Raw genomic sequence first — 26,252 nt, 5'->3', positions numbered from 1 at the left:
ATGAATGTTAAATTTTGTTAATGTATCCTAGTTTCAATTTTAATCAATATTTTCGCGAATAATTTATTACCATTTATAACTACCCACGTGTCAGACAGCTTAGTCATCATCCCTACCTATAATGAGAAAGAGAACATTGAGAAAATTATCCGCAAGGTATTTAGTCTCAATTTCCTTTTTGAAATTTTAATTATTGATGACGGATCGCCAGATGGTACAGCAGATATTGTAAAAAAATTACAATTGGAATTTCCACGTTTGCATATGGAGCAAAGAACTGGAAAACTAGGCTTGGGAACTGCTTATATCCATGGTTTCAAATGGGCTCTTCAACATTCGTACGCTTACATTTTTGAAATGGATGCCGATTTTTCTCATAATCCTGAAGATCTTTCTGCTTTGCGTGAGGCTTGCATAAATGGTGCCGATGTAGCTATAGGCTCGCGTTATGTACGTGGCGTAAATGTGGTGAACTGGCCAATGAGCCGCGTATTGATGTCTTATTTCGCTTCCATGTATGTAAGATTCATTACCAGGATCAACATTCAGGATGCAACTGCTGGTTTTAAGTGTTACAAGAGAATCGTTCTGGAAACTATTCCTTTCGACAAAATCAGGTTCGTAGGTTATGCCTTCCAGATAGAAATGAAGTTTACTGCCATTAAATATGGTTTTAAAGTCGTTGAAGTACCTATCATATTTACCGACAGAACTGAAGGGGTTTCAAAAATGAGTACCCGGATTTTCAGAGAAGCTTTTGTTGGTGTAATCCAAATGAAGATCACCAGCTGGTTCAGAAACTACAAAAGAGGTTAAGATTTTCAATTTTATTTATTTGATGTAACCCAGACGGTACCGTTCGGGTAAGTCCCGTATTATCTTATCAATTGATACTAATTAAGATTAACAGGAGTTAACATTCGGGTGAGTGCATCTTCATCATAACCTGAGTGCATGGTAAGTCCATGTGTTTTTAGCTAGTTGAAAATACATGCACTTACCATGCACTCAACATGGACTCACCATGCACTCATCCCAACCAGTGCCTTATACAGTTCCACCCAGATGTTATCTTGAAATTACTTTTTATCTTTTGATACTATTTCTCGCGCATCATCTCTGAGAAAGTCAGGTTCCGGTCCATGGCGATGACGATTTTGGTCAGACGTTTAACTCTTGTCGTTTCTGTTTTTGCCGTATTCAGCCAGTTGATGTAATAATTCTGGTGAGATTTAGGCATTTTAAGAAAGTTATCCATGTAATGCGGTTCCTCCGACAGGCAGAGCTCAAGATCTTCAGGCATATCGATCTTAAAGCTGGTGTCTTCTTCCAGTTCCAGCCTAAGTTTTGCTCCCTCCTCTTTCCGTAATTGTTTACGCAGGCTTGCTTTGAGGGCAAGGATGAAATCGCCCTCTCCCATTGGGATAAAAGACATTCCTTCAACTGGTAAGGTATCGAGAAATCCCCTGACACGGAAACTCTTCCGGCAGTCGGGTTTGATCTGACTGGCGATATGCATAGGGATAGTGACAAAAGACCAGCCTGTCTTTTCACCCATTTTGGAAAACCGTTCTATTTCTGCTTCGAAAATTATCATTTCATATAAAAGCCTGTTTAAAATAATCTTAAACAGGCTTTTAAAGATAAAGCAAATTTATGAGTTCTAAAATTTCTCTTCTACACCCAGACCAAACAAGGCAAAATCATATTTTACCGGATCTGCCGGATCAAACTTACTCAACTCCGCGGTCAGTTCAACAGCTGTTCTCCAGTCTGTCTGTTTACGGGTGATCAGTTCCAGACGGCGGGCTACCCGGTCTACGTGAACATCACAGGGACAGATCAGGTCAGCCGGGGAAATCGTTTTCCAGACGCCAAAATCTACTCCTGTCTGATCCTGACGGACCATCCAGCGAAGAAACATATTCAATCTTTTGCAGGTGGATTTCTGCAAAGGAGAAGAAATATGTTTGACTGTTCTGCGCGGAGAATCAGGCAGACTAAAGAAATAGGATCTGAAATGGTTCAGGGCAAGTTCTGCCGTGAATGTTCCGTCCTGTTTAAAATCTGCCGGGAGAAAGGCTGTTTCCAGACTGTCTGAAACCGAATAATGGTGTTTAAAGAAAGAAACGAAATACAGCAGGTCTGTATCGTTGAAAGTCCGGTGTTTAAAGTTCAGTAAACGGCGCAGGTCATCATCGCCATGATGGAGCATGAAGTTATACGGATCATTATCCATCCTGTCAAAGAGATCGGTGCATTTATTGATAATCGTTTTCCGCTGGCCCCAAGCCAAAATTGCCGCAAAAAATGCGGCAATTTCGATATCTTGTTTTTTAGAAAAACGATGAGGAATGCAAATCGGATCGTTTGTGATAAAGTCGGGCCTGTTATATTGCCCAACTTTATTATCCAGAAAATCCTTCAGTTCTAAAAATTCCAATATTTTCTTAATTAAGTGCTTGTGCTAAATCGGCTAAAAGATCATCAATATCTTCAACCCCAACGCTCAGACGTAACAGGTTATCTGTAACACCTACTTTTTCACGTTCTTCTTTAGGGATAGAACCATGGGTCATCGTAGTCGGGTGATTAATCAGGGATTCCACACCACCAAGAGATTCAGCCAGTGTAAAAACTTTGAATGAAGAGGCTACACGGAAAGTTTCCGCCAGGTCAGCTCCTTTTAACGTAATAGAAACCATACCACCAAAACCACGCATTTGTTTTTTCGCAATATCATGGTTAGGATGATCTTCAAAACCTGGCCAGTAGATTTTATCAATCTTAGGGTGATTTTTAAGATAATGCGCCACTTTCTCTCCGTTTTCACAATGTGCTTTCATGCGCAGATGCAGCGTTTTGATCCCTCTTAATACCAGGAAAGCATCTTGTGGGCCTGGTGTTGCACCACAAGCGTTATAGATAAACCAAAGATCTTTGTATAACTGATCATCGTTTAATAACAAAGCTCCCATAACCACATCAGAGTGACCACCAATATATTTAGTTACCGAATGCATGACAATATCAGCCCCAAGATCAATAGGGTTTTGCAGATATGGTGAAGCAAAAGTGTTATCTACAGTCAGGATGAGTCCTTTTTCTTTAGTGATTTTAGCTACGCCTTCAATGTCAACGATCTGCATAGTTGGGTTGGTAGGTGTTTCTATCCAAACCAGTTTAGTTTTATCATTGATATACGGCAGTATATTTTCTGGTTTTGATAAATCCAGGAAATGGAATTTGATACCGTATTTTGCATATACCTTCGTAAATATCCTGTAAGATCCTCCGTAAAGGTCATTACCGGTAATCACTTCATCACCTGGCTGCAACAGACGCATCACTGTATCCGTAGCTCCCATACCTGAAGAGAAAGCCAGGCCGTATTTAGCATTTTCCAATGCGGCAAGACAGTTTTCAAGGGCCTGACGGGTAGGATTGGTTCCTCTCGAATATTCAAATCCCTTGTTCTCTCCTGGTGATTTCTGCCAGTAAGTAGAGGTCTGATAAATTGGAGTCATGACAGCTCCTGTTGTCGGATCAGGTTCCTGACCTGCGTGTATGGCTTTAGTTGCAAATTTCATATTGCTGTTTTTTTAAAAAATTTATGAAGCCGAATGCTTAATAAGCACGGGCAAATAAAACGCGTTGGATAGATGGTTTACCTGAATAAATACAAACTCCGTCTTCTAACTGGTTATCTAACGGAATACATCTGATTGTAGCCTTTGTTTCTTCTTTTATTTTTTGCTCTGTTTCTGGCGTACCATCCCAGTGCGCAGAAATAAATCCGCCTTTGTTATCTAAAAGATCTTTAAGCTCATCATAAGAATTCGCTATAGTGATATGCTCTGTTCTGTAATCAGCAGCCTTTTTATAGATATTAGCCTGGATTTCGTCTAATAATTCAACGATATAAGTCTCCAGTCCTTCTTGTTTCACAGTGCTTTTCTCTCTGGTATCTCTTCTGGCCAGTTCGACAGTACCATTTTCCATATCTCTGCCACCGATAGCCAGACGTACTGGTACACCTTTCAATTCGTATTCGGCAAATTTGAAGCCCGGACGCTGAGAATCCCTGTCATCATATTTCACTGAAACACCCAGCTTTTTCAGCTTAGGCATCAGCTCATCGACAAAAGAAGAAATGTTTTTCAGATCTTCATCGTTTTTATAGATAGGTACAATCACCACTTGTATAGGTGCTAATTTAGGTGGCAGGACCAAACCCTGATCATCACTGTGTGCCATGATTAAAGCACCGATCATTCGGGTTGAAACACCCCACGAACTAGCCCATACATGTTCGATTTTTCCTTCTTTATTTGTGAACTTCACGTCAAATGCTTTCGCGAAGTTTTGTCCTAAAAAGTGAGATGTACCTGCCTGTAAAGCTTTTCCATCCTGCATCAGTGCTTCAATACAATAAGTATCCATTGCACCAGCAAAACGTTCATTAGCAGTCTTAACACCTTTGACAACCGGTAAAGCCATCCAGTTTTCTGCAAAATCTGCATATACATTCAGCATTCTTTCGGTTTCTTCAATAGCCTCCTGAGCAGTCGAGTGTGCAGTATGCCCCTCCTGCCATAAGAACTCGGTGGTACGCAGGAAAAGACGCGTACGCATTTCCCATCTGACTACGTTTGCCCACTGATTAATCAGCAAAGGCAAATCACGGTAAGACTGCACCCATCCTCTGAAGGTGTTCCATATAATAGTCTCAGAAGTTGGTCTTACGATCAGTTCTTCTTCCAGTTTCGCTTCAGGATCTACAATAATATTGCCTTCTCCATCATTTTTAAGACGGTAATGTGTCACAACTGCACATTCTGTCGCAAAACCTTCAACGTGCGCCGCTTCCTTAGAAAAAAATGACTTAGGAATGAATAAAGGGAAATAGGCGTTACTGTGTCCGGTATCCTTAAATTTCTGGTCCAAAACAGCCTGCATTTTTTCCCAAATAGAATAGCCATAGGGCTTTATAACCATACAACCTTTGACAGCCGAATGTTCTGCCAGATCGGCCTTTATAACAATCTCGTTATACCACTGGGAATAATCCTCGTTTTTACTTGTAATACCTTTGCTCATAACTGTTTGGAACGTTTTTTGTGTTAAATAACTTGCATACCAGGGTACAAATTTATAAATTTATGCCTACAAAAAAACTGTTTACACACACAAAGAACTCACATATTATGAAACCTAACCATTTATTTCCCAGCATGCTGGTGGTTGCGGCTCTCGCCGTGTCCTCCTGCTCTGCTCCACAAATGGCCCAGCAAACTCGTCATAGTGACGATGTTTATGGCTCAACAGCCAAGGCGGTAGAATATACTGCACCGGAGCGCACCTACTCTTCTCAATCCGTAGATGACGGATATACAGATGGAAATGATGACTATTATGGCAGCAGCGACCTTTATGCTGACATGGATTACTCTTCACGCATCAACAGATTTTATTACGGAAGTCCATACAGAGGTTATTATGACCCTTTCTACTATGATGGATTTTATAACGGATACTCTCCTTATTACTCAGGTTTTGGATTCGGATTCGGTAACGGTTACTACGGCAGTTCATGGGGTTTAGGCTTTGGATATGGCTGGGGTGGCGGATTCTATTCTCCTTGGGGATGGGGCGGTGGTTATTACGGCGGACTTTGGGGCGGTGGCTACTGGGGTGGCGGTTTCTGGGGTGGTGGATACTATGGCGGCGGATATTATGGCCGTAACAGTAACTACAGACCGGTTTACAACAGAGATACTCAGCGTTCAAGCTATAGCGGAAGAGCGACCAATTATGGTACCAGGAGTTATGGTGGCAGAAGCAGCTACAATGGTTCTGGCGTAGCCAGAAGCGGTAGTAGAAGCTATTACAATGGCAGAGCTCAGGGTTACGGCTATGATAGAAGTAACAGATCTTATGGTCAGTCGACTACAAGACCTGATCGTTCACAATCATATACCCCACAAAGAAGTTCTTCAGAAAGATCATCAGGTAGTTATGGCGGCGGCGGATACGGCGGCGGCGGTGGAAGATCATCAGGTGGCGGCGGTGGTCGCGGAGGCAGAAACTAAAATGTATTTAATATCTAAATGAAAAAATTCATACAACTCGTAGTAGTAGCTATAGTAGGTACTACAAGTAATATCTATGCCCAAAACATTTATGCAGGTGATGCATTGAGGTTTTCGCGGACAGATTACGGAAGTTCAGCACGTTTCAAAGGTTTGGGAAATGCGCAGACAAGTTTAGGTGGTGACATCAGTTCTATCGGCGGTAATCCCGCTGGTTTAGGAATGTTTACCCGTTCAGAATTCAGCATCACGCCCGAATTCAATATCATACAGGCGAATTCAAACTACCTGGGGCAGAACACTAAAACTGATAAAAATAAATTCAATTTAAACCAGGCTGCTGCAGTATGGTATAATCCTATAGTAAAACCAAGAGGGTCAAACTTAAATAAAGGTGTACTGAGCGTAGTTTGGGGTTTAGGTTATAACAGAAATAACGATTTCAGTGTTGAAAACAATTACTCAGCGAAAAATAATCAGAGTTCTATCGCAAATGACTGGGCACAACGTGCAAACGGATACACCCCGGATAACTTGCAGAAAGGAAATGTCGAAACTACTGCTTATGATAGTTACTTAATTGAATTACAACCGGGAACTACCAATCAGTATATACCGGCTACTTCAAGTACCAATAATGTTCAAAGCCAGAATGAAGTCCGCAGAGGTTCAACTTCTGAATTCAACTTCTCTGGCGCGATCAACATTTCCAACCAACTTTATGTTGGTGCAAGCATTGCATTTGCAAACGTACATTATGAGTCTAATTCAACTTATACTGAAACAGGAAGTATCGTTGCAACCCCAACCAACCGTTATCTCGGTTATCAGTATTCATTGGTTAACGGGGTGGATACCAGGACTAATGGAGCAGGCATAACCGGTAGAGTGGGTCTGATCTACAAACCAGTAGAAGCAGTTAGATTAGGTGCTACTTTCCAGTCTCCTACCTGGATGCATATGGAAGTAGACAGATCTGAAATTCTGGATGTAAGTTACACTGGTGGTGCTAATCCTCAGAATATACCTAGTGATTTCATGAATTCTAACTTTAACTATAATGTAAGAACTCCATACAAAGGATCATTTGGTGCAAGTGTAATCCTGGCTAAAAATGCCTTATTAACCGCGGATGTAGACTATGTAGATTATGCCTCTACTAAACTTTCTGTAAGTGATGGCTATGCTGATGATATCAGAGCTAACAATAATTTTATCAAAAATAATTACGGAAGTGCATTTAACTACAGAGTTGGTGGTGAATACAAAATTGATCAGTTTAGCTTAAGAGCTGGTTACGGTTACAGCGGTACACCATACAAAGTTGATCCGGGTAATCTATCTGCAATCAAATCTTATTCAGGCGGTATCGGATACAGGATAAACCAATACTATATTGACTTAGCTTATCAACGTGTTGAAACGAACAATTTCTTCAGTCCTTATTTCCTGGATAATGGTTCAGAGCCATTAGCCACGACTAAAGTGGCAAGAAACAATATATTTATGACTGTTGGTGTAAGATTCTAAATTAATCCAACCAGATATAAAAAATCCCCTGCTGAATTATCAGCAGGGGATTTTTTATATCTGGTTATATCTCAACAGGTACTATTCCGGCATAATGCTAGTCCACTCTTTTAATAATAGTATCCTTTATCTCAATAGGCATATCATTATCGTCTGTTATCACTTCCAGGGAAACAAGGTATTTTTCACCAGTTGGCAACTCCTTACGCCAATATCCCCCATCTTCTGCAAACTGTGCATAAAAGGGATTGCCTAGCTCGAACGCACGTTGGCGACCTAGTTCATGCATGTTACCCATGTTTTTTAAAAGCTTGTCTACAATTGAAGATGTGTTCATAAAGATAAATACTTAAATAATCACCATTATAATACGAGAAATGATTCCTTTGATTCACAAAAAGAACTCTTCAGTCAAAGGTTAAAAGTACCTATTAATTTGCTCTTCTACCTCAGGATCTTTAATCAGTTCTGGCGCATGATGAGGCTTCTTCCTGGCGTCAATAACCAGTGGTCCGGTGCATCCCCAGTGTTTATCTTTAGTAAACTCACCGATACCATGAATATCGGTTGCAGGATTACTCCTGGTAAAGGTCACCCAAACAAAATTGTCAATATTTCCAGCTGTAAATGCCGAATCATCGCATAATACAATCAACGCCAGACCATCCAGCGGCTGATCTTTTAACTCAAGGTTCAACTGTGCTGTCAGTCTGCCTGCTTCTTTACTAGTTGTATAAGCTGCTGTCGTAATAGCCAGCACACCTGGCATCACCATATAATATTGTTCAAACTCTCCGGAAAGCGTAAAATCAACTGGTAACTGGCTGGAAAGTTTCCTCTTTTCTTCGCCCGCAGCTGCAATAACAACTTTAGATCCGCTGTTAAGCCCCTCCCCACTGTAATCGAGCGTATCAATTGTAGTTTCTGTATAAAAATGAAGATCCCGTTTTAAATCTATACGGGATAATATATGGTGTAAAAACGGCTCAATATCATTGGTATTCAGCTGCTCGTTATCTTCCCTGGCAGCAATAAAAACATATTTGGCCAGACTCAACTGGTTTTTACCTAATATATGGTTGGCAATAGTCAGGATTTCCTGTGGTCTGCGTTCTTTAAGGTAAGGTGTATATCTTTCACTGCCTATAGCAAATAGCAAAGGATGAACACCTGCCGCATCCACTGCATTGACTTCTTTTAAACCGTGGATTTCCTGTGGAATTGCCGAACCGGTAATCTCATGGATCAACGCTCCAAAACTGGTATCCTCCTGTGGTGGACGCCCGACAACAGTAAAGGACCAGATGGCATCTTTTTTATGATAGACATTGTGGACTTTCATCAGAGGGAACGGATGCGTCAGGCTATAATAGCCTAAATGATCTCCGAAAGGCCCCTCTGGTTTATTTTCATGCGGATAGACTGTTCCAGTGATCACAAAATCTGCATCTGCCGAAAGACAGAACCCTTCATCGTCATAAAAATAACGGAAGCGGCGGTTGCCTAAAGCCCCGGCAAATGTCATTTCGGACAGCCCTTCGGGTAAAGGCATCACCGCAGCAAGCGGATGTGAAGGCGGGCCACCAACAAAGATACTTATCTTTAAAGGTAGACCTTTAGCATTGGCTTTACTCTGATGTACCCCTATTCCGCGGTGAATCTGATAATGCAGTCCTATTTCTTTGTCTTTGATATATTCATTACCCGCCAGCTGAATACGGTACATGCCTAAGTTCGCATTTAATACCCCTGGTTTATCAGCATCTTCTGTATATACCTGTGGCATGGTCACAAAAGGACCTCCGTCCATAGGCCAGTTCACAATCTGCGGAAGCTGGCTGATCGTGGTCTTTTCAAATCCAGCCTTAAACAAACGCTGTTTCATTGGTAAAGCAGAAAAGGCGGTCAGACCAGCACCCAGATATTTAAATGGATTCTTCAATGCTTTCATAGGGTCTGAACGCAGCTCAACCAACTGCCCTACGCGCGATAAACTATCCCTGAATATAAATTTAGATCTTTCCAGTGTACCAAAAAGATTGGATACTGCCGGAAAAGGGCTGCCTTTTACTTTTTCAAAATATATAGCTGGTCCTTTTTGTTCATAAACACGTAAATGAATAGCGGCCATTTCAAGATAAGGATCCACCTCTTCTTTAATTCGTAATAAATGACCATGTTTTTCTAAATCAGCCACACATTCGGCTAAGCTTTTATATCCCATCTGGTCCAAAGGTATTAAGAATTCTTGTTTGTGTACTTCATTAAAACAGAAAAAGCCATGCAAAATGCATGGCTTTTTCTCTCTGTAAAGAGATTTATATTACTTTTTACCAGCGAATGAACGTAACATCCAGGTAGTTTTTTCCTTGAACTGCATAAAACGATTGACCATATCATTGGTTCCATCGTCCCCTGCCGAAGCAGATGCCTCCAGTAATTCGCGCTCCAGCTGAATTAAATGTGCCATATCTTCCAGAACAGCATCTACCATAGCCAAATCCTGTAAACCAATGGTATTAATTTCTTTGAGACCAGACTCCTTAATATAATCTGCAAAGCGGCTGTGTGGTGGTTTCCCTAAAGTCAGTACCCGTTCGGCGATCTCGTCAATGGTTAATTGTGCATTAGTATATAACTCTTCAAACTTAAGATGTAAAGTAAAAAAATTCTGCCCTTTAATATTCCAGTGACATCCTCTTAGTTTTTGATAATGAATATGATAGTTAGCAAGATAATCATTTAACAGATCTACTACAGGCTTTACTTGTTTCTCACTTAAACTAATTTCTTTTGCGTCCATATTGTATTTTTATTTTAATTTTGGGTTGTTAATCTATACTAGAAGAACAATTACAAACGCATAAGGTTTTTTAAAAAATGCTTATGATACAATACTGACATATAATACACCGTTTAATATTCAAAATTGAGGCTCTTGTATTTTATTCGTATAATTGCCTGACTAATCATTCACACGAACGTTAATGCAAAAATATTATATACCATTACTATTTGGTCTGATTCTGAACCTATCTACAGCCAAAGCCGATAACCTGAGAGACTCTATAGGAGTTGAAAATCTGAACGGTAAAAAATTAATCATCCACCAGGTCGTAGCCAAAGACACTTATTATGCTATCGGAAGAAGGTATAATGTAAGTCCAAAGGAAATCATGACTTATAACGATAACAAGTTCCTTTCTATCGGAGTAGTGATCAAAGTTCCAACGAACGTACCTTTTTCAGGAAACGCACCGGCAACCGTAGCAAAAACAGAAATACACAAACCTGTCGGAACTGCAAAACAGCAGGTGGCCAACCAGGCAAAAACAGTTGCTACTGCCAGCCAGGAAAACACTGAATTTACCGAGCATGCTGTACAGCCTAAGGAAAACCTGATGATGCTTGCAAGGCAATACAATACGACCGTCGGAGAAATTAAACGAATCAACAACCTGACTACTGTTAATCTGAAAATAGGACAAATCTTAAAAATGCCTGTTAAAGCAGGAGCGGAAACAACACCTGTAACCCCAACTCCTGTACAAACTACTGCTGTTGTCCAACATCCAACGCCTACACCAGTACAAACAGCACCTATACAAACAAAAAAAACTGAGCCTGTTGCTACTACACCAGCACAACAGGAGACCCCACCGGCAAAAGATCAGTTAGTCGTTCATACGGTTGCTTCTAATGAAACCATGTATTCGATTGCTACAAAATATAATCTGACCCTTGACCAGTTAAAAGCTAAAAATAATTTAACGACCAACTCTTTATACGTTGGCCAGAAATTATTGATCAATGGTCAGTATCCGGTAAAACCTGAACATGCCGAAAATAATGCAGTCACCAATGAGGCTGATACTATAGAATCTGTTAAAAATCCTTCTTTAAAACTACCGGCAAGCCGTTATGGCCTGAGCCAGATGGATGAAAAAGGTGCGGGAATCTGGATCGCTGATAAAGATCTTGACTCGTCAAAAATGCTGGTTCTTCACCGCACTGCTCCTATCGGAACGATCATGAAAATTACCAATCCGATGAGCAACAGATCTACCTTTGCGAAGGTTGTTGGTAAATTTACTGAGAATGAGTCCACAAAAGATGTTATTATTGTAGTCACAAAAGCAGTAGCTGATGCATTAGGCGCATTGGATAAGAGGTTTTTGTGCAATTTAACGTACAGTGGACAAGCGAATGAACAATAACAAACCCTATATTATAGGTGTTGCTGGAGGTAGTGGTTCCGGTAAAACATTTTTTTTGAAATGTTTTCTCCACCATTTCAGCACGGAAGAGGTATGTCTGATCTCACAGGATGATTATTACAAACCTATAGGTGAACAGAAGGTAGATGAAAACGGCTGGATCAATTTTGATCTGCCCGAAGGGATTCATGATGACAAATTATTGGAAGACCTGAAGCTGCTTATTGATGGTGAGTCAATTTCCAGAAAAGAATACACTTTTAATATCAATGAAGAGAATGCACGTTTAATGAATATTAAGAGTGCACCAATTATTATTGTAGAAGGCCTATTTGTTTTCCACTACCCTGAGCTCGCTCAGCTGTTTGATCTGAAAATATTTATGGATGCAGACGAAGAAATCACGCTTAACCGCAGAATCTCAAGAGATGAGACTGAACGTGGTTATAGCCGTGATATGGTAATGTACCAGTGGGTAAACCACGTGATGCCTGCGTACAAACAGTTTCTGCTTCCTTACAAAGAATCTTGCCAGAAAGTTATCATCAACAACAAACATGTTGCTGATGATATTATTGCAACTTCAAAAGAAATTTCTGACGAATTAAAAGAAACCATACTGGCTTCAAAAAGATCAGTTTAAATCCATCTCTTTAACATCTGCCTCAGCGAATAACTTTCCTGAGGTAGATTGTTTGATAAAATCTACACTTACACCAGGAGCCCTTTCAATTAAGCGGAAACCACCTTCAGGTAAGATATCCAATACAGCTAATTCAGTAACTACTTTCCTGATACAGTTAACACCAGTTAAGGGCAACGTACATTTGGGCAACAACTTACTTTCACCTGCTTTATTCACGTGCTGCATGGCCACAATGATATTCTTTGCCGAAGCAACCAGATCCATCGCGCCTCCCATTCCCTTCACCATTTTCCCTGGAATTTTCCAGTTGGCAATATCGCCGTTTTCGGAAACTTCCATAGCTCCCAGAATCGTCAGATCAATTTTCTGACTTCTGATCATACCAAAACTCATGGCTGAATCAAAAATTGAAGAACCAGGTAATGTGGTAATAGTTTGTTTACCGGCATTGATCATATCCGGGTCTTCTTCTCCTTCGAAAGGAAAAGGCCCCATGCCGAGTAAGCCGTTCTCTGATTGCAGCACGACATTAACCCCCTCAGGGATATAGTTTGCTACCAGTGTAGGGATACCTATTCCCAGGTTCACATAGTAACCATCTCTTATTTCTTTAGCGATACGTCTCGCTATTCCGTTTTTATCTAACATATAAAATTCTGATTGGTTAGCTACGTGGTCTTACTGTACGCTGCTCTATTCTTTTTTCGTAATCTGAACCCTGGAAAATACGGTGTACGTATACTCCCGGAGTATGAATCATATCCGGATCAAGTTCACCCGGTTCTACGAGTTCTTCTACTTCAGCAATGGTAATTTTACCTGCCATCGCCATTACGGGATTAAAATTGCGGCTGGTAGACCGGAAAATAAGGTTACCGGCGGTATCCCCTTTCCAGGCTTTGACTATCGCGAAATCTGCATCAAAAGCATATTCCATTAAATAATCCTTCCCATTAAAATTTCTGACTTCTTTGCCTTCGGCTACTTCTGTACCCACACCGGCAGGAGTGAAAATTGCCGGCATCCCATAACCAGCGGCCATACAACGGGTAGCGAGTGTTCCTTGCGGGATCAACTCTACTTCCAGCTCGCCACTTAACAGCTGACGTTCAAATTCTGCGTTTTCTCCTACATAGGAAGAAACCATTTTCTTTACCTGGCGGGTCTTTAATAACAGCCCGATTCCGAAATCATCGACACCTGCATTATTGGAAATACAGGTCAAATCTTTCACGCCTTTCTTGACTAATGCAGCTATACACTTTTCAGGGATACCACATAGTCCGAAACCACCAAGCATAATAGTTTGTCCGTCTGTTATATCACGGATCGCTTCATCGGCATCCGATACTCTCTTGTTGATCATATATTTGGTTTGCTTGCTAAATTATAGATAAAAACAAAGCCGGCAAAATATTAATGAGGTTACCTCGCAGAAATTTCTATGATCTGATCGTTAGTACCATTACTGGTTGCGATATAAACTTTTCCATCGGGTGACTGACAGATAGCCCTTAACCGGCCAAACTGGTTCTGGAAATAATTCTTGACCTGTTTGATTTTAATCCCATTGTCATCGAGTTGAAGCTGGGTAAGCATAGACCCTTTAAGGGTTACTACAAGCAATGAATTTCTCCACTGCGGGATATAGTCGGAATTATAATAGGTTAAACCTGAGGGTGCAATAGTAGGCGTCCAGGCAAACATAGGCCCGGTCTTACCAGCTACGTTTGGCCAGCCATAATTGCCGCCTTTCTGGATCAGGTTTATCTTATCAGTGGTATCTGGTCCGTGTTCAGAAGAATAGAGCGCACTATTGGCAATAACCAGGCCCTGGGGATTGCGGTGACCATAACTCCATAACGGGTTACCTGGTAAAGGGTTATCTGCAGGAATGGTACCATCGAGGTTTAATCTCAGAATTTTACCAGACAGACTTTTAGTATTTTGTGCCTGGGCAGGTGCGTTGGCATCTCCGGTAGTAATGAGTAATTTAAGGTCTGGGGTAATCAGCAACCTGGATCCATTATGATTCGAAGAAGCGGGTATCTGATCCAGCAACACGAGTGGTGCACTCAGCACACCGTTGTTAAATGTAAAACGGACCACTTTTCCCTTGTAATTATCTGCTGTTCCATAGTCATAAACTACATAAACAAAAGGATTAGCATTAAACTGGGGGTGCAGTACCATACCCAGCAATCCCCCTTCACCAATACTGTTTACTTCAGTAATGTTGCGCACAAGCGTAATGACACCAGTCGAAGGATTTAAACGGCTGATTTTGCCGGCTCTCTCAGTAAACCAGATAAAATTATCTGGCCCATAGATGATTTCCCATGGGAATTTCAGGGATTGTGTCAGCACTTCAGTCTTCAGAACAGCATCCGGCAGCACGGCCGGATCACTGCTGTTTTTATTCTTCTCGCAGGCTGATAAAAAAAATAAGATAAATATCGAAGTAAAAATTATCCTCATAGTCGGGTATTTCTATGATAAACAATTGTCCGATCAATATGTTTATTTAATTGAAATACACATAGGTTATTCCATCTCCACCCCGGTCTGCGTGTTCGTCTTCTACTCTATTGACCTGGCTGTATTTCCGCAGGTATTCCCGGATTAGTTTTCTAAGGATACCGTCGCCTTTACCATGGATCAGCTTAATAAAAGGGAAACCGAGCATAATGGATTTATCCATATATTTTTCTACTTCCTGTATCGCATTTTCACCACGCATTCCACGTAAATCGAGTTCAGCTGTAAAATTGCCGATCGCCTCTGAGATCCTTCCGGAAAATGAATTACTCTGTACAACCTTTTTAGCCTGTTTATTACTAATCTTCTGCACCCTGTCTTTTTTTACTACAGAACGGAGATCTCCCAAAGCCAGAACCAGGTTACCACGGTTGATTTCCATAACCTGCCCCATAGTATCAGTGTTATTGAGCTGTACCCAATCACCTACTTCAATCGGGGTATTGGAAGGGACTGCCTTTTCAATTTTTTTCTCTTCCTTAACCTGATGTTGTACCAGGACCTTTTGCAGGTTCTGTCTTAACTGTTTGGTGACTTCTTTATCAGCCTGGTTCTCTTTGATCCCCGCGATCGTATTTTCAACCAGTTTATTGGCATTTTTTATAATGTTCTGCGCCTCGAGTTTAGCCTCTTTAATCAGGACCTTTCTGTTTTCTTCCAGAAACTGCTGCAGCTCTTCATTTTCCTTAACCAGATTTTTCACTTTATTCTGCTGTAAAGACAACTGAATTTTAGTATCATAAATCTGCTTTTTCTCTCTTTCAAGATCGACCAGCAAACTGTCTATCCTGTTCTGATTTGTGCCGGTTTTTTCTCTGGCCAGGATCAGTACTTCTTTCTGCAAACCTATGTTCTGTGCAATTTCAAAAGCATAAGAGCTTCCGGGTTTACCCAGTTCCAGCACGTATTGCGGCTTCATCTTATCATTATCGAATAACATGGAAGCATTTTCCAGGCCTGGTGTATTTCCTGCAAATAATTTAAGATTGGAATAGTGTGTGGTCATCACCCCACGTACCTTTTTATTATTCAGTACTTCGAGTACGGCCTCGGCCATCGGCCCACCGAACTGCGGATCGGTACCAGTACCAAACTCATCGATCATAACCAATGATTTAGGTGTGGCGTGGGCAACGAAATAACGCATTTTCGTTAAATGGGCGCTATAAGTACTCAGATCACTTTCGATACTCTGGTCATCGCCGATGTCAGCGAAAATATTATCAAATATACCTACTTCACTGGATTCATGAGCCGGGATCAGCAAACCTGACTGCAACATGAGTTGTAATAAACCTACGGTTTTCATACATACCGATTTTCCTCCGGCATTCGGGCCTGAAACCAGTACAATCCTTAAATTTTCATTCATATGAATGTTAAGGGGCACCACTGTTTTTTTATCTTCCTTAAAGGACAAATACAGTAAAGGGTGTGTGGCATTAATGAGTTTAATCCTCGGTTCAGCGACCAGTACAGGCATATCTGCTTCTACTTCAATTGCAAACAAAGCTTTGGCCCGTACAAAATCCAGTTTCGTCAGGAAGCCATGATAAGAAAGCATTAATGGTGTAAACGGTCTCAGGTCATCTGTCAAAGCAATTAATATCCGGATGATCTCACGTCTTTTATCAAATTCAAGATCCCTTATTTTATTGTTCAGGGTAAACACAACCTCGGGTTCGAGGTACACGGTCTGCCCGCTGGCCGACTCATCATGGATAAACCCTTTCAGTTTCCGTTTATTTTCGGCCAGGATTGGAATACATATCCTTCCGTCACGAACGGTTAAACTTCCGTCTGCAACCCAGTTACTGGCTACTGCCTGTTTGTAGATCACATCCATCCGTTTGCGGACTTCCTGTTCTCCCTTGGCAATATCACCTATAATTTCCTGTAGTTTAGGAGAGGCATTGGGTTTGATTTTACCTTTGGCATCCAGTACTGTTTCTATTTTTCTAAGGATATTCTTTTCTACCGGCAAATGCTCGAATAAAGCTTCCAGGTTAGGATAGATATCTTTTCGTTCGTCAAAGAACCGCAGTACTGAAAAAACAGTCTGCAGGGAAAGGTAAATCTGGAAGAGCTCCTCTTCGGTCAGATAACTGCCTTCTACCCTAACCTTCTCTACTAATGATTTTATATCAAAAAATGTACTGATCTGTAATGGTTCCTGATTTTCCAGGATATTTTTAAATTCTTTGGTCTGTCTTAGAAATTTATTAATCTGATCATATTTATTCATCACCTGCATTTTGCTGACCATGTATTGTCCCATCGGACTCAGGCAATGCTTCAGGATGAGTTGTCTGACTTCAGTGAAGCCAAGTCTGTCTAAACAGTTATCGGGGTATATCATTTTTATTGAATCTTTTTAACGGGAGCTAAAGCAGTTCCTTTTTAGCGGGTTCTGGCTTTTTTCCGTTTTCTTTTAATCTTTTCTCTTCAGCTTTTTGTGCCTTCTTCATTTGGGCAACTCTGATTAAGCTGTCTTTTCTGTTTTTGATAGCATTTGCTGCCCTGTCCTTTTTCAGCTGTGCTTCGGCTTTTGCCACACTATCTCTTTTGGCAGCAGCTTCTCTCTTAACCAGCATCGGATCGGCTTTCTCCATACTGTCCCTTTTAGCTTTCCGGATAGCAGCTAGTTTTTTCAGCCTTTTCTCCTGCGCCTTATCTTCGATAGTTTTTGATTTTTTTAAGCGATCTGTAATTTTGGTATATATCGTACTTAAAACATCAGGATGGTCATAATAATAATTCATGCTTCGGGTATAAGACAATGAATCTATATTAAACTTCTGATACACTCCTTTATAGAAGGAAGCACTCACTCTTCTCGCCGAATCCTGTCCCGGGATAGTTCCGATATATCCATCTGTCAAATGGATGTTATATAAAACATCAGTCATTTTATCTGGCTGAATGATATCTGACGGTATACCTTGCTTACATCCTCCTATGCCGATTAACAGCAGGCAAATGCACAAAAAATTTCTCATTATAAATAAAACATTATTTTTTCCGCAGCTATTTAGGCTAAGGATGTTAATTTTACCAAAAATACTGATAAATGAGCATAGCAGATAACTTATTAAAATATAAAAAGGAATTAGAAGGAGAAAACGTGGAACTGATTGCTGTATCTAAGTTCAATGATGCAGAAGCAATTTTAGCTGCTTATAACGCAGGACAGCGGATTTTCGGGGAGAATATTGTGCAGGAACTGGTCGAAAAACAGGAGGCACTGCCTAAAGATATTGAATGGCACCTGATTGGCCATTTACAAACTAATAAAGTTAAATACATTGCTCCTTTTATCAAATTGATCCAGTCGGTGGATAGTTTGAAATTATTGGCTGAAATTAATAAACAGGCAGCGAAAAACAACAGAGTGATCGATTGCCTGCTACAGATTTACATTGCTGATGAAGATACCAAATTTGGTCTGGACCATGCTGAGGTTATCGAATTGCTGAGATCTGAAGAATATCTGGCTATGAAAAACATCCGTATCACAGGACTGATGGGGATTTCCACTAATAATGCTGAAGAGAAACAAACTAAAGATGAGTTTCAGGAACTGAAAGTATTATTTGATGGTATCAAGGTGAGCTTTTTCAGAAAAGAAAGCTCCTTCAAAGAATTGTCTATGGGGATGTCCGGAGATTATAAACTGGCCATCGAAGAAGGCAGTACCATGGTTAGAATAGGAAGTAGTATTTTTGGTGTAAGAAAAATTAAACATTATAAAGCCTAATGGATTTTCAATTAAGATATGCCGTAAAAGAAGATTGTCCACGTTTACTGGAACTGATCCATGAGCTTGCTGCTTATGAAAAAGCATCGGAAGAAGTAACGGTTACCCTGGATGAATTCGCGGACGCCGGATTTGGCGAACAGGCAGTGTGGAAAGCATTTGTAGTAGAGAATTCTACAGGAATTCTGGGTTTTGCCTTATTCTATATCAGGTACTCTACCTGGAAAGGCTGCCGTTTATATCTGGAAGATTTTTTCGTTTCAGAAAACCAGAGAGGAAAGGGATTAGGGAAAGTTCTTTTCGAGAGAGTGATGAAGGAAGCCAGGGACCAGAATTATAATGGAATGACCTGGCAGGTGCTGGACTGGAATGAGCCAGCAATCAACTTTTATAAAAAATATGGGGCGCAGATTGAATCGGGATGGCTGAATACTTCTTTTAATAAAGATCAGCTATAAGCAAACCCAGGTTCTATTTAATCAATTTCAAATCAAATGCAAGTATATAAATTCGGGGGAGCCTCTGTAGTCAATGCAGAAGCAGTAAAAAATCTTGCTGCTATTATCCGCCAGGCAGACAAAGAAAATCTTCTGATCGTGGTCTCGGCCATGGGCAAAATGACTAATAAACTGGAGGAACTTTCTTCAGCATATATATCCGGAAAAGAGAACACGCATGAGTTACTGGAAGAAATAAAGGCTTATCATTTCAATATTCTGAATGAGCTGTTCAGTAATCATCACCATCCGGTATTTAACGATATTGCCAATTCTTTTGTAGAAATTGAATGGTTACTGGAAGAAGAGGCCAGTGATGCCCCTGATTATATTTACGACCAGATCGTATCTATTGGCGAGGTATTATCGACTAAAATTGTGGCTGCTTATCTGCACGAAACAGGTTTGACTGCCACCTGGGCCGATGCCAGGAACTTCATCAAAACGGATAACACCTACCGCGAAGGAAAGGTGGAATGGGAAAAGACAGAAACAGAAATCCGTAAACACCTGATCCCGCTACTAAAAAAAAATATTGTAGTTACACAAGGATTTATTGGCAGTACCAGTGAAAACTTTACCACTACACTGGGCAGAGAAGGTTCTGATTATTCGGCAGCTATATTCTCGTCATGTCTGGATGCTGTTTCTTTAACGATATGGAAAGACGTACCTGGTGTATTGAATGCTGACCCTAAATGGTTCGATGAGACCGAACGTATCCCTCAGTTATCTTATCATGACGCCATTGAGCTGACCTATTACGGCGCTACGGTTATCCACCCTAAAACTATAAAACCGCTTCAGAATAAGAATATTCCTTTATATGTAAGGTCATTTGTAAATCCTGAGGGCGAAGGAACGGTGATCAATGAACTTAAAAGTATTTTACCTGTACCTTCATTTATTTTCAAGGTTAACCAGGTGCTGATCTCTATCCTGCCTAAGGATTTCTCTTTCATTATTGAAGAAAACCTGAGTGATATTTTTAGTCTGTTCCATAAACACAGGGTAAAAGTAAATACAATGCTGAATTCGGCACTGAGCTTTTCGGTAAGTGTTGACCAGGATAAAGAAAAGATAGCACAACTGATCCAGGAATTGTCTGTACTGTATAAAGTAAAATATAATGAAGGATTGGAACTGGTCACTATCCGCTATTATAACCAGGATACCATAGATAGAGTAACAGTTAATAAGGAAATTTTGCTGGAGGTTAAGAGTCGTCATACCTGCCAGATGGTAATGAAAGATAAATAGACAATTGAATCAATATCTCACAGATCAGGTCGTTCAGGATTATATCCATGACAATTTAAATGCGGATGTGCATCAGATTGCGCTTGCCAAAAGCCCATTTCCCGGAATTACAGGGAAAGAACTGGCCAATCAGATAGCTGCCAGAAAAAAATCGCAGCGTAAACTGCCGACCTGGTTTAATACGCCGCTAATTTATTACCCGGCTTTATTATCTATCGAGCAGTGTTCCTCTGAACTTACTGCTGCCTATAAGGCCAAACTGGCTACCGGAAAGGCTTTAATTGATCTGACCGGTGGTTACGGAGTGGACAGCTATTATTTTTCGAAAGAGATCGATTCCGTTACGCACTGTGAAATTAACGAAGAATTATCCGGCATTGCCAGTTATAATGCCGCTTTACTGAAACAGGAAAATATCCAATTTCTTTGCAGAGACGGAATTGAGTACCTGAAAAACACGGATCAGGAATTTGATTGTATCTATATAGACCCAGCCAGACGCAGTACTGCAGGAAAAGTTTTTATGCTGAAGGATTGTACCCCCAATATAGTGGAACACCTGGATCTGTTATTGCGCAAAGCTAAACGGATATTACTCAAAACAGCTCCCCTGCTGGACATTACCGCAGGTCTGAAGGAACTAAACCATGTAGCAGAAATCCATATTGTCAGTGTTAAAAATGAGTGTAAAGAACTGATCTGGGTAATAGAAAGGGATTTCGAAGCAGCTGTTAAAATTGTTGCTACTACTTTAAATGCGTCACAGAAACAATTCAGTTTTATTCAGGGTGAAGAAGGTTCAGCCGAACTGACCGGGGCAGTTATAACCGGACAATATTTATATGAACCTGATGTCGCGCTTTTAAAAAGTGGTGCTTTCAACCTGATTGCGGAAAGATATCAGCTGGAAAAATTTCATCATCAAACTCAGTTGTATACTTCTGCGGCGATTTATCCTGAATTTCCGGGAAGGATTTTTAAAATAGATGAGGTATTGTCTGCGGCAAAAATCAAAAAAGAAAAGAATCTGGTAGGCAATGTAATTGTCAGAAATTATCCAGATAAAGCTGCCTCACTGGTAGAAAAATATAATATTAAACCGGATGATAAACAATTTATGATTTTCACTCAGCATAAATCGGAAGGAAAAATCATTATCAAAGGGACTATCATTCAGCATTATTAAAAGACAAAAGCCCCCATTAAATGGAGGCTTTTGCAAAGCTTTTATAAAGATGAAGGTATTTAAATCTTCTTCACTTTCACCGCTTGTAAACCTTTTTTGCCTTCGGTAACCTCAAATTCGACTTCATCATTTTCCTGAATACTCTCTATTCCTCCGATGACATCTTTGAAATGGACAAAAATATCCTTGTTTCCTTCGTAGATTATAAATCCATAACCTTTTTGCGTATTAAACCATTTTACTTTTCCAGTACTCATAATATTGTGTTGTAAAAATTTATATTTCTTTAAATTATCAATTATATCAAACTTAAAGAAAAGCAATAAGTTTTAAAAATTATTTGTTCGGTTGAGGCGTAGTTCTCAGATATGGTTTGATAACTTTATGTCCTTTAGGGAACTTAGCAGGGATGTCCTCAGTTTTAATGCTGTTCATCACGACAACGTCCTCTCCATCTTTCCAGTCTGCAGGTGTGGCTACGCTATATTTAGCCGTCAGCTGAAGGGAATCAATGACTCTAAGTACCTCGGTAAAGTTCCTTCCTGTAGAAGCCGGATAAGTCAGCATCAGTTTTACTTTTTTATCAGGAGAGATAATAAATAATGATCTCACCGTCAGTGTTTCTGAGGCATTGGGATGGATCATATCATACAAATCTGCAATCTTTTTATCCTCATCTGCTATAATTGGAAACTCGACGTCAGTATTTTGTGTTTCATTAATATCATTGATCCAGCCTTTATGTGATTCGACAGAATCTACACTCAGAGCAATAACTTTTACATCTCTTTTATCAAATTCTCCTTTAAGAGAGGCTGTACGTCCAAGCTCTGTAGTACAAACAGGTGTATAATCTGCCGGATGTGAAAAGATCACGCCCCAGCTATCTCCAAGAAATTCATAAAAATCAATATCCCCGATTGAGGTTTTAGCTTTAAAGTTTGGTGCGATATCTCCTATTCTGATACTCATAATTTTTTTATTTTAATTGAACAATTTTACGCTACAATAATCACTACCAATATAGTAGATATTTCAACAATCTCCAACAAACAGCTGTGGTTGGAGCGATATTTCCGGAATATTACAATTCAGTTGCTTATTAAATGTTTTGATCGCATGGGCAGCTATTAAAGGGGTATCCCGCTCATCATGCTGATGCAGAAAGAAGTAAATACGTTTTAAGCCTTTTTCCTGCCATAAGCGCAACCGTTCGGCCCATGCTTCGATCCTGGCAAAATCGCTCTCTCTATGCCCGCTTCCATTACCGATAAACCTGATAAATACTTCGGGAATAGTAACTTCCATATGAAGGACATCTCTTCTGCCACTGACATCGGTAATAACAGCACCTTTATGGTTTTGTGCCAGCAGTTCGAAGACTCCTTTGCGGATCGCAGGATCTGCAAACCACTGCTCATTTCTCAATTCAACAAAAACTGTAGGCTCTTCAGGTAAAAATTTTAGATAGTCCTGTAGTATGGCCAGGTTTTTCACCCCAAAGTTTTCACTGAGCTGTAAAAAACAGCCGCCAAGATATTCTTCGAACCCGGCTATCGCATTTAAAAATTCTTCTGTAGCAGATTCCGCTCCTTTCAATCTTTTGATATGGGTAACTGTATTGGGAAACTTCGGACAAAACAGGAATTCTCCGGCTGCATTGTCTTTGACCTTCTGCTTCCATTTCTGAATAGTACTTGCCGAAGGAACCTGGTAATAAGCGGCATTGAGCTCTATGGAATTGAAATGCCGGGCATACTGATCCAGAAAATCAGCTTCTTTGGTTTTAGGGGGATAAAGAAAATCTACCCATTCCTTCCTACCCCATTTTGCACAGCCAACGAAAACACTGGTTTTTCCGGCAGCCGGCCCTTTTAATATCCTCTGGGTTTGTAATCCGTCTTCAGGGAGCGAGAAATCTACAGACTTCACATCTTTTGAATCTACCTTTCCAAATTCCATAATCTATTGGCTTAAAAAAGAAAAACCCCGAAACAAGCATTATGTTTTATTTGAAAATATGAAAAGTAGCTTTTTTTCTTATCCGATCTTTAAATGTAACTTTATTATACGAATATAAAGATGACGAACCGAGCTAAAGAAGTTAATCTAATTACGCAGAATGGTTTTATGGTAGAACAGATAATAACTATTTCTGAAAAAATGCAAGGTTTAGAATGGTGGCAGGAGTAGTGCAAAGTGAAAAATTAATTCAGAATTATGAAACTAGTAATTATTGCCTTTCTTCTATTTATAAGTGCATTAGTACATAAACCGATTCACAAAAATTATGAAATCGTTAATAAAGAAAAAGATAATAAAGGATTTGTAAATAGAATGGATGTGTACGTTCAGAAAATGTCTGATATAAAGTCAATTAATAAAATATTATTTGCCGAGTATAATAAGGCTGGAAGTGTAGCATTGACAATTTACTATTATGACAACAAAGAAATTGCAAAAACCTATGTTAAAAAACTATTTGATAAAAAAACTACCGATAAACAGGTTGAAGTTATGAGCCAGCATGTAATTGGAAAGTTTGAATATATACTATTTGATAACACTAAAAAACTGCATATCGGTAAAAATGCTGATGATTATTAATAAATATTCACTACAAATAACCACAATAGATTTGTAAGAGGTCAGTTCGAGGAAACTCTTACAGCTAATATAACTTAAAAAAGAAAAACCCCGAAACAAGCATTATGTTTCGGGGTTTTCAAAAAAACTTGCTGAACTAGTTATATACTTTGATCATATAAACGTAGTTCTCAATTTTATCTATTTGTTTAGTCCTGTTTAGACCCTGTAAAGGATTCTTTTTAGTGAATACAGGTTTTTTACCTAATGAATCTGAAGGGATTGCATTTAAAGCCTCCAGGATGTATTTACTTTTCACAGCAAATGTAGCACCGTCAACCTGATTTTCTTTGGCAGTGATCACCCCGATGATATTTCCGTAGTTATCCAATAAAGGACCACCACTGTTTCCTGGGTTAATCGGAATGGAAACCTGGTACTGGGTTGTATCACCTACATGACCAGTTTTCGAGCTGATATAACCTTCTCCCAATACCGCATCATCTTTAGGGTATCCTAAAGTATATACGTTCTCGCCCATTCCAATACCGTTTTTCTTCAGTTTGTAAGGAAGACTTGGCAAAGTCGTAAATTCTTCATCTACAATTTTAAGGATAGCTATATCGTATTGCGGATCACGGTAAACAATTTTAGCCTTGTAAGCATCGCCCTTGTTATTTTGTACATATACAGAATCTGCATCTCTTACCACGTGGTAATTGGTACACAGGTATCCGTTAGCAGTTAAAGCAAATCCGGTACCTCCAAATTTAGCTGAACCACCTGGTTTCTTTTCTGTCTTAGGACTTGAATTGAGAGTTCTTACGAGTTTATTCTGGTTATTCTTGATATTGGTGATCTCTCTGCGCATCACTTCATAAGTACCATTTTGCAAGGTATTATGCTGGATGGAATAAATAGAGAATACGGTTAAAAGGATAAACGAGGCTGCAATAGCCATCGCAGATTTATTTTTACGCCATAAATTAACGATAAAAGCAGGATGTGGTCTTAACTCCTCTGTCAATGAGGCTACATCAATTCCGGCATGTACTTTATCCATCTGCTCTTTCAGGGAAAGGACCTTACCATATTGTTTGATTGCATCCATAAAAACTTTATGTGCAACTACTTTATGGTCAATTACAGGATCATTGGCACGCAGCAGTTCAAAAGCATCAGCTTCTGCCGGTGTAAGTTTACCCTGAAGGTAATCTTCAATGATTGCATCTAATTCTGTCTCGTTCCTCATGATTGAAAAAATAATTTCTTTAATCTCTGCAGGCATTTATACTTCTGAGTTTTGGCATTATCCGTATTGGTATAGCCAAACTTCTCACAGATTTCCTGCATGGAGAGATTATTTATATAAAAATCCTGAATAATAGTCTTACAAGGTTCTCCCAGATTATCAAGGGCTGCCCCCATCTTATCAAACTGAATATCCTTCTCTTCGTGGTACTCTACATCAACTTCTACAGCAATGACATCTTCAAAATCCGAAACGTTATTGGTTTTCTTGCTTGACTGTGCAAGCTTTTTTAACCAGATGCGTCTGCAAACCGAATATATATATGTCTTTAATTTACTGCTTAACTCGAAATCCCCGCTCTTAATTTTATTATATAATATAATAATCGCCTCCTGATAGACATCTTTTGCATCGTCCTCATCACCGTTATTATTTAAAATAAACTGTAAAATCATCGGAAAATACCCGATGTACAGTCTATTAAGTGCATCTTCCGAGTTATTTAGTATCCCTAAAACAACCTCTCTATCTGTTGGAACTGAATCGCTTAACTTCTTACTCACCAATTAATACATTTATACGTGAATGGTAACCCAATATTAGACAAAAAAAATAAATTCAATCTTTTTTAAAATAGGTGGGTTACCTTTTTATCATTGTGGTATTAATCTGTAAAATTAATTAATTATTT

The 26,252-nt window shown here is 39.7% G+C and carries 27 protein-coding genes; 10 read left to right on the top strand and 17 right to left on the bottom strand.

The genetic code is table 11. The features are described from left to right. Positions 1-87 precede the first annotated feature (87 nt). The gene (locus tag HDF25_RS02150; protein ID WP_184622278.1) at positions 88-816 is read left to right on the top strand and encodes a polyprenol monophosphomannose synthase; all 729 of its coding nucleotides are present in this window, start codon (positions 88-90) and stop codon (positions 814-816) included. 283 nt (positions 817-1,099) lie between these two features. On the opposite strand, the gene HDF25_RS02145 is transcribed toward HDF25_RS02150, so the two are convergent. From HDF25_RS02145 to proS, 4 genes are all read right to left on the bottom strand, one after another. Next, the gene (locus HDF25_RS02145) at positions 1,100-1,597 is read right to left on the bottom strand and encodes a YdeI/OmpD-associated family protein (protein WP_184622276.1); all 498 of its coding nucleotides are present in this window, start codon (positions 1,595-1,597) and stop codon (positions 1,100-1,102) included. Positions 1,598-1,663: 66 nt separating this feature from the next. Further along, the gene (locus HDF25_RS02140) at positions 1,664-2,443 is read right to left on the bottom strand and encodes a TIGR02757 family protein (RefSeq protein WP_184622275.1); all 780 of its coding nucleotides are present in this window, start codon (positions 2,441-2,443) and stop codon (positions 1,664-1,666) included. 7 nt (positions 2,444-2,450) lie between these two features. Next, positions 2,451-3,590 (bottom strand): cystathionine gamma-synthase, encoded by a 1,140-nt coding sequence (locus HDF25_RS02135; protein ID WP_184622273.1) that lies wholly within the window; start codon positions 3,588-3,590, stop codon positions 2,451-2,453. 37 nt (positions 3,591-3,627) lie between these two features. Then, a complete protein-coding gene (gene proS, locus HDF25_RS02130; protein WP_184622271.1) occupies positions 3,628-5,100 on the bottom strand; it encodes a proline--tRNA ligase in 1,473 nt (490 codons plus the stop codon). Between the two features lie 107 nt (positions 5,101-5,207). On the opposite strand from proS, the gene HDF25_RS02125 reads away from it, so the two are divergent. After that, positions 5,208-6,092 carry a hypothetical protein gene (locus tag HDF25_RS02125; protein WP_184622269.1) on the top strand — a complete coding sequence of 295 codons (885 nt, stop codon included), beginning with the start codon at positions 5,208-5,210 and terminating at the stop codon, positions 6,090-6,092. Between the two features lie 18 nt (positions 6,093-6,110). Continuing rightward, complete coding sequence (locus HDF25_RS02120) at positions 6,111-7,622, top strand: OmpP1/FadL family transporter (protein WP_184622267.1); 1,512 nt, start codon at positions 6,111-6,113, stop codon at positions 7,620-7,622. A gap of 97 nt (positions 7,623-7,719) precedes the next feature. On the opposite strand, the gene HDF25_RS02115 is transcribed toward HDF25_RS02120, so the two are convergent. The 3 genes from HDF25_RS02115 to HDF25_RS02105 form a co-directional block, all read right to left on the bottom strand. Continuing rightward, positions 7,720-7,959 carry a hypothetical protein gene (locus HDF25_RS02115; protein ID WP_184622265.1) on the bottom strand — a complete coding sequence of 80 codons (240 nt, stop codon included), beginning with the start codon at positions 7,957-7,959 and terminating at the stop codon, positions 7,720-7,722. Positions 7,960-8,040: 81 nt separating this feature from the next. Next, positions 8,041-9,846 carry a UbiD family decarboxylase gene (locus HDF25_RS02110; protein WP_184622263.1) on the bottom strand — a complete coding sequence of 602 codons (1,806 nt, stop codon included), beginning with the start codon at positions 9,844-9,846 and terminating at the stop codon, positions 8,041-8,043. A gap of 99 nt (positions 9,847-9,945) precedes the next feature. Continuing rightward, positions 9,946-10,425, bottom strand: a complete 480-nt coding sequence (locus HDF25_RS02105; protein ID WP_184622261.1) for a Dps family protein — start codon at positions 10,423-10,425, stop codon at positions 9,946-9,948. A gap of 184 nt (positions 10,426-10,609) precedes the next feature. Between HDF25_RS02105 and HDF25_RS02100 the strand changes: the two genes are divergently transcribed. Together HDF25_RS02100 and HDF25_RS02095 are read left to right on the top strand one after the other, a co-directional pair. Further along, on the top strand, positions 10,610-11,839 hold the full coding sequence (locus tag HDF25_RS02100; RefSeq protein WP_184622259.1) for a LysM peptidoglycan-binding domain-containing protein: 1,230 nt from the start codon (positions 10,610-10,612) through the stop codon (positions 11,837-11,839). Next, positions 11,829-12,482 (top strand): uridine kinase, encoded by a 654-nt coding sequence (locus HDF25_RS02095; protein WP_184622257.1) that lies wholly within the window; start codon positions 11,829-11,831, stop codon positions 12,480-12,482. Before HDF25_RS02100 ends, HDF25_RS02095 begins: the two co-directional genes overlap by 11 nt. Here the strand turns inward: HDF25_RS02095 and HDF25_RS02090 are convergent. The 5 genes from HDF25_RS02090 to HDF25_RS02070 are packed head-to-tail and all read right to left on the bottom strand — an operon-like array spanning position 12,474 to position 18,022. Beyond that, complete coding sequence (locus HDF25_RS02090) at positions 12,474-13,133, bottom strand: CoA transferase subunit B (RefSeq protein WP_184622255.1); 660 nt, start codon at positions 13,131-13,133, stop codon at positions 12,474-12,476. The two genes, HDF25_RS02095 and HDF25_RS02090, sit on opposite strands and share 9 nt — an antisense overlap. Positions 13,134-13,149: 16 nt before the next feature. Further along, positions 13,150-13,851, bottom strand: a complete 702-nt coding sequence (locus HDF25_RS02085) for a CoA transferase subunit A (RefSeq protein ID WP_184622253.1) — start codon at positions 13,849-13,851, stop codon at positions 13,150-13,152. 59 nt (positions 13,852-13,910) lie between these two features. After that, entirely contained in the window at positions 13,911-14,963 is a 1,053-nt protein-coding gene (locus HDF25_RS02080) for a PQQ-dependent sugar dehydrogenase (RefSeq protein WP_184622251.1), read from the bottom strand. A 46-nt stretch (positions 14,964-15,009) separates the two neighbouring features. Continuing rightward, positions 15,010-17,382, bottom strand: coding sequence for an endonuclease MutS2 (locus HDF25_RS02075; RefSeq protein WP_184622249.1), 2,373 nt, complete (start codon positions 17,380-17,382; stop codon positions 15,010-15,012). 25 nt (positions 17,383-17,407) lie between these two features. Continuing rightward, on the bottom strand, positions 17,408-18,022 hold the full coding sequence (locus HDF25_RS02070) for a DUF4296 domain-containing protein (RefSeq protein WP_184622247.1): 615 nt from the start codon (positions 18,020-18,022) through the stop codon (positions 17,408-17,410). A gap of 71 nt (positions 18,023-18,093) precedes the next feature. Here HDF25_RS02070 and HDF25_RS02065 point away from each other — a divergent pair, with 71 nt between their 5' ends. The 4 genes from HDF25_RS02065 to HDF25_RS02050 are packed head-to-tail and all read left to right on the top strand — an operon-like array spanning position 18,094 to position 21,723. Beyond that, on the top strand, positions 18,094-18,780 hold the full coding sequence (locus tag HDF25_RS02065) for a YggS family pyridoxal phosphate-dependent enzyme (RefSeq protein WP_184622245.1): 687 nt from the start codon (positions 18,094-18,096) through the stop codon (positions 18,778-18,780). Further along, the gene (locus tag HDF25_RS02060; RefSeq protein WP_184622243.1) at positions 18,780-19,238 is read left to right on the top strand and encodes a GNAT family N-acetyltransferase; all 459 of its coding nucleotides are present in this window, start codon (positions 18,780-18,782) and stop codon (positions 19,236-19,238) included. Before HDF25_RS02065 ends, HDF25_RS02060 begins: the two co-directional genes overlap by 1 nt. Before the next feature lie 36 nt (positions 19,239-19,274). After that, positions 19,275-20,537, top strand: a complete 1,263-nt coding sequence (locus HDF25_RS02055; RefSeq protein ID WP_184622241.1) for an aspartate kinase — start codon at positions 19,275-19,277, stop codon at positions 20,535-20,537. A gap of 4 nt (positions 20,538-20,541) precedes the next feature. After that, positions 20,542-21,723, top strand: a complete 1,182-nt coding sequence (locus HDF25_RS02050; protein WP_184622239.1) for a class I SAM-dependent methyltransferase — start codon at positions 20,542-20,544, stop codon at positions 21,721-21,723. 59 nt (positions 21,724-21,782) lie between these two features. Here the strand turns inward: HDF25_RS02050 and HDF25_RS02045 are convergent, their stop codons facing one another. The 3 genes from HDF25_RS02045 to HDF25_RS02035 form a co-directional block, all read right to left on the bottom strand. Next, a complete protein-coding gene (locus tag HDF25_RS02045) occupies positions 21,783-21,980 on the bottom strand; it encodes a cold-shock protein (RefSeq protein ID WP_184622237.1) in 198 nt (65 codons plus the stop codon). Positions 21,981-22,059: 79 nt separating this feature from the next. Continuing rightward, positions 22,060-22,695 (bottom strand): peroxiredoxin, encoded by a 636-nt coding sequence (locus HDF25_RS02040; protein ID WP_184622235.1) that lies wholly within the window; start codon positions 22,693-22,695, stop codon positions 22,060-22,062. Positions 22,696-22,758: 63 nt separating this feature from the next. Then, positions 22,759-23,685: a DUF72 domain-containing protein gene (locus HDF25_RS02035; protein WP_184622234.1), complete on the bottom strand. Its 927-nt coding sequence runs from the start codon at positions 23,683-23,685 to the stop codon at positions 22,759-22,761. Positions 23,686-23,943: 258 nt separating this feature from the next. Between HDF25_RS02035 and HDF25_RS02030 the strand changes: the two genes are divergently transcribed. Continuing rightward, positions 23,944-24,330 carry a hypothetical protein gene (locus HDF25_RS02030; RefSeq protein ID WP_184622232.1) on the top strand — a complete coding sequence of 129 codons (387 nt, stop codon included), beginning with the start codon at positions 23,944-23,946 and terminating at the stop codon, positions 24,328-24,330. A 136-nt stretch (positions 24,331-24,466) separates the two neighbouring features. On the opposite strand, the gene HDF25_RS02025 is transcribed toward HDF25_RS02030, so the two are convergent. Next, positions 24,467-25,561, bottom strand: a complete 1,095-nt coding sequence (locus HDF25_RS02025; RefSeq protein WP_184622230.1) for a S1C family serine protease — start codon at positions 25,559-25,561, stop codon at positions 24,467-24,469. Continuing rightward, positions 25,558-26,124, bottom strand: a complete 567-nt coding sequence (locus tag HDF25_RS02020) for an RNA polymerase sigma factor (protein WP_184622228.1) — start codon at positions 26,122-26,124, stop codon at positions 25,558-25,560. The genes HDF25_RS02025 and HDF25_RS02020 overlap by 4 nt, the downstream gene beginning before the upstream one ends. Between the last annotated feature and the right edge of the window lie 128 nt (positions 26,125-26,252).

This window comes from Pedobacter cryoconitis, from assembly GCF_014207135.1.
Taxonomy (GTDB): Bacteria; Bacteroidota; Bacteroidia; order Sphingobacteriales; family Sphingobacteriaceae; genus Pedobacter; species Pedobacter cryoconitis_D.
The sequence above is the reverse complement of the archived record's forward strand: the minus strand, read 5'-3'. Positions and strand labels throughout refer to the sequence as shown.

What these genes read in the sequence shown, in the direction of transcription:
- HDF25_RS02115 (WP_184622265.1), bottom strand. Translation starts at nt 7,959, where the DNA reads ATGAACACATCTTCAATTGTAGACAAGCTTTTAAAAAACATGGGTAAC.
- HDF25_RS02105 (WP_184622261.1), bottom strand. Translation starts at nt 10,425, where the DNA reads ATGGACGCAAAAGAAATTAGTTTAAGTGAGAAACAAGTAAAGCCTGTA.
- HDF25_RS02075 (WP_184622249.1), bottom strand. Translation starts at nt 17,382, where the DNA reads ATGATATACCCCGATAACTGTTTAGACAGACTTGGCTTCACTGAAGTC.
- HDF25_RS02055 (WP_184622241.1), top strand. Translation starts at nt 19,275, where the DNA reads ATGCAAGTATATAAATTCGGGGGAGCCTCTGTAGTCAATGCAGAAGCA.
- HDF25_RS02100 (WP_184622259.1), top strand. Translation starts at nt 10,610, where the DNA reads ATGCAAAAATATTATATACCATTACTATTTGGTCTGATTCTGAACCTA.
- HDF25_RS02145 (WP_184622276.1), bottom strand. Translation starts at nt 1,597, where the DNA reads ATGATAATTTTCGAAGCAGAAATAGAACGGTTTTCCAAAATGGGTGAA.
- HDF25_RS02090 (WP_184622255.1), bottom strand. Translation starts at nt 13,133, where the DNA reads ATGTTAGATAAAAACGGAATAGCGAGACGTATCGCTAAAGAAATAAGA.
- HDF25_RS02060 (WP_184622243.1), top strand. Translation starts at nt 18,780, where the DNA reads ATGGATTTTCAATTAAGATATGCCGTAAAAGAAGATTGTCCACGTTTA.
- HDF25_RS02025 (WP_184622230.1), bottom strand. Translation starts at nt 25,561, where the DNA reads ATGAGGAACGAGACAGAATTAGATGCAATCATTGAAGATTACCTTCAG.
- HDF25_RS02035 (WP_184622234.1), bottom strand. Translation starts at nt 23,685, where the DNA reads ATGGAATTTGGAAAGGTAGATTCAAAAGATGTGAAGTCTGTAGATTTC.
- HDF25_RS02120 (WP_184622267.1), top strand. Translation starts at nt 6,111, where the DNA reads ATGAAAAAATTCATACAACTCGTAGTAGTAGCTATAGTAGGTACTACA.
- HDF25_RS02045 (WP_184622237.1), bottom strand. Translation starts at nt 21,980, where the DNA reads ATGAGTACTGGAAAAGTAAAATGGTTTAATACGCAAAAAGGTTATGGA.
- HDF25_RS02085 (WP_184622253.1), bottom strand. Translation starts at nt 13,851, where the DNA reads ATGATCAACAAGAGAGTATCGGATGCCGATGAAGCGATCCGTGATATA.
- proS (WP_184622271.1), bottom strand. Translation starts at nt 5,100, where the DNA reads ATGAGCAAAGGTATTACAAGTAAAAACGAGGATTATTCCCAGTGGTAT.
- HDF25_RS02030 (WP_184622232.1), top strand. Translation starts at nt 23,944, where the DNA reads ATGAAACTAGTAATTATTGCCTTTCTTCTATTTATAAGTGCATTAGTA.
- HDF25_RS02135 (WP_184622273.1), bottom strand. Translation starts at nt 3,590, where the DNA reads ATGAAATTTGCAACTAAAGCCATACACGCAGGTCAGGAACCTGATCCG.
- HDF25_RS02110 (WP_184622263.1), bottom strand. Translation starts at nt 9,846, where the DNA reads ATGGGATATAAAAGCTTAGCCGAATGTGTGGCTGATTTAGAAAAACAT.
- HDF25_RS02070 (WP_184622247.1), bottom strand. Translation starts at nt 18,022, where the DNA reads ATGAGAAATTTTTTGTGCATTTGCCTGCTGTTAATCGGCATAGGAGGA.
- HDF25_RS02065 (WP_184622245.1), top strand. Translation starts at nt 18,094, where the DNA reads ATGAGCATAGCAGATAACTTATTAAAATATAAAAAGGAATTAGAAGGA.
- HDF25_RS02080 (WP_184622251.1), bottom strand. Translation starts at nt 14,963, where the DNA reads ATGAGGATAATTTTTACTTCGATATTTATCTTATTTTTTTTATCAGCC.
- HDF25_RS02040 (WP_184622235.1), bottom strand. Translation starts at nt 22,695, where the DNA reads ATGAGTATCAGAATAGGAGATATCGCACCAAACTTTAAAGCTAAAACC.
- HDF25_RS02095 (WP_184622257.1), top strand. Translation starts at nt 11,829, where the DNA reads ATGAACAATAACAAACCCTATATTATAGGTGTTGCTGGAGGTAGTGGT.
- HDF25_RS02125 (WP_184622269.1), top strand. Translation starts at nt 5,208, where the DNA reads ATGAAACCTAACCATTTATTTCCCAGCATGCTGGTGGTTGCGGCTCTC.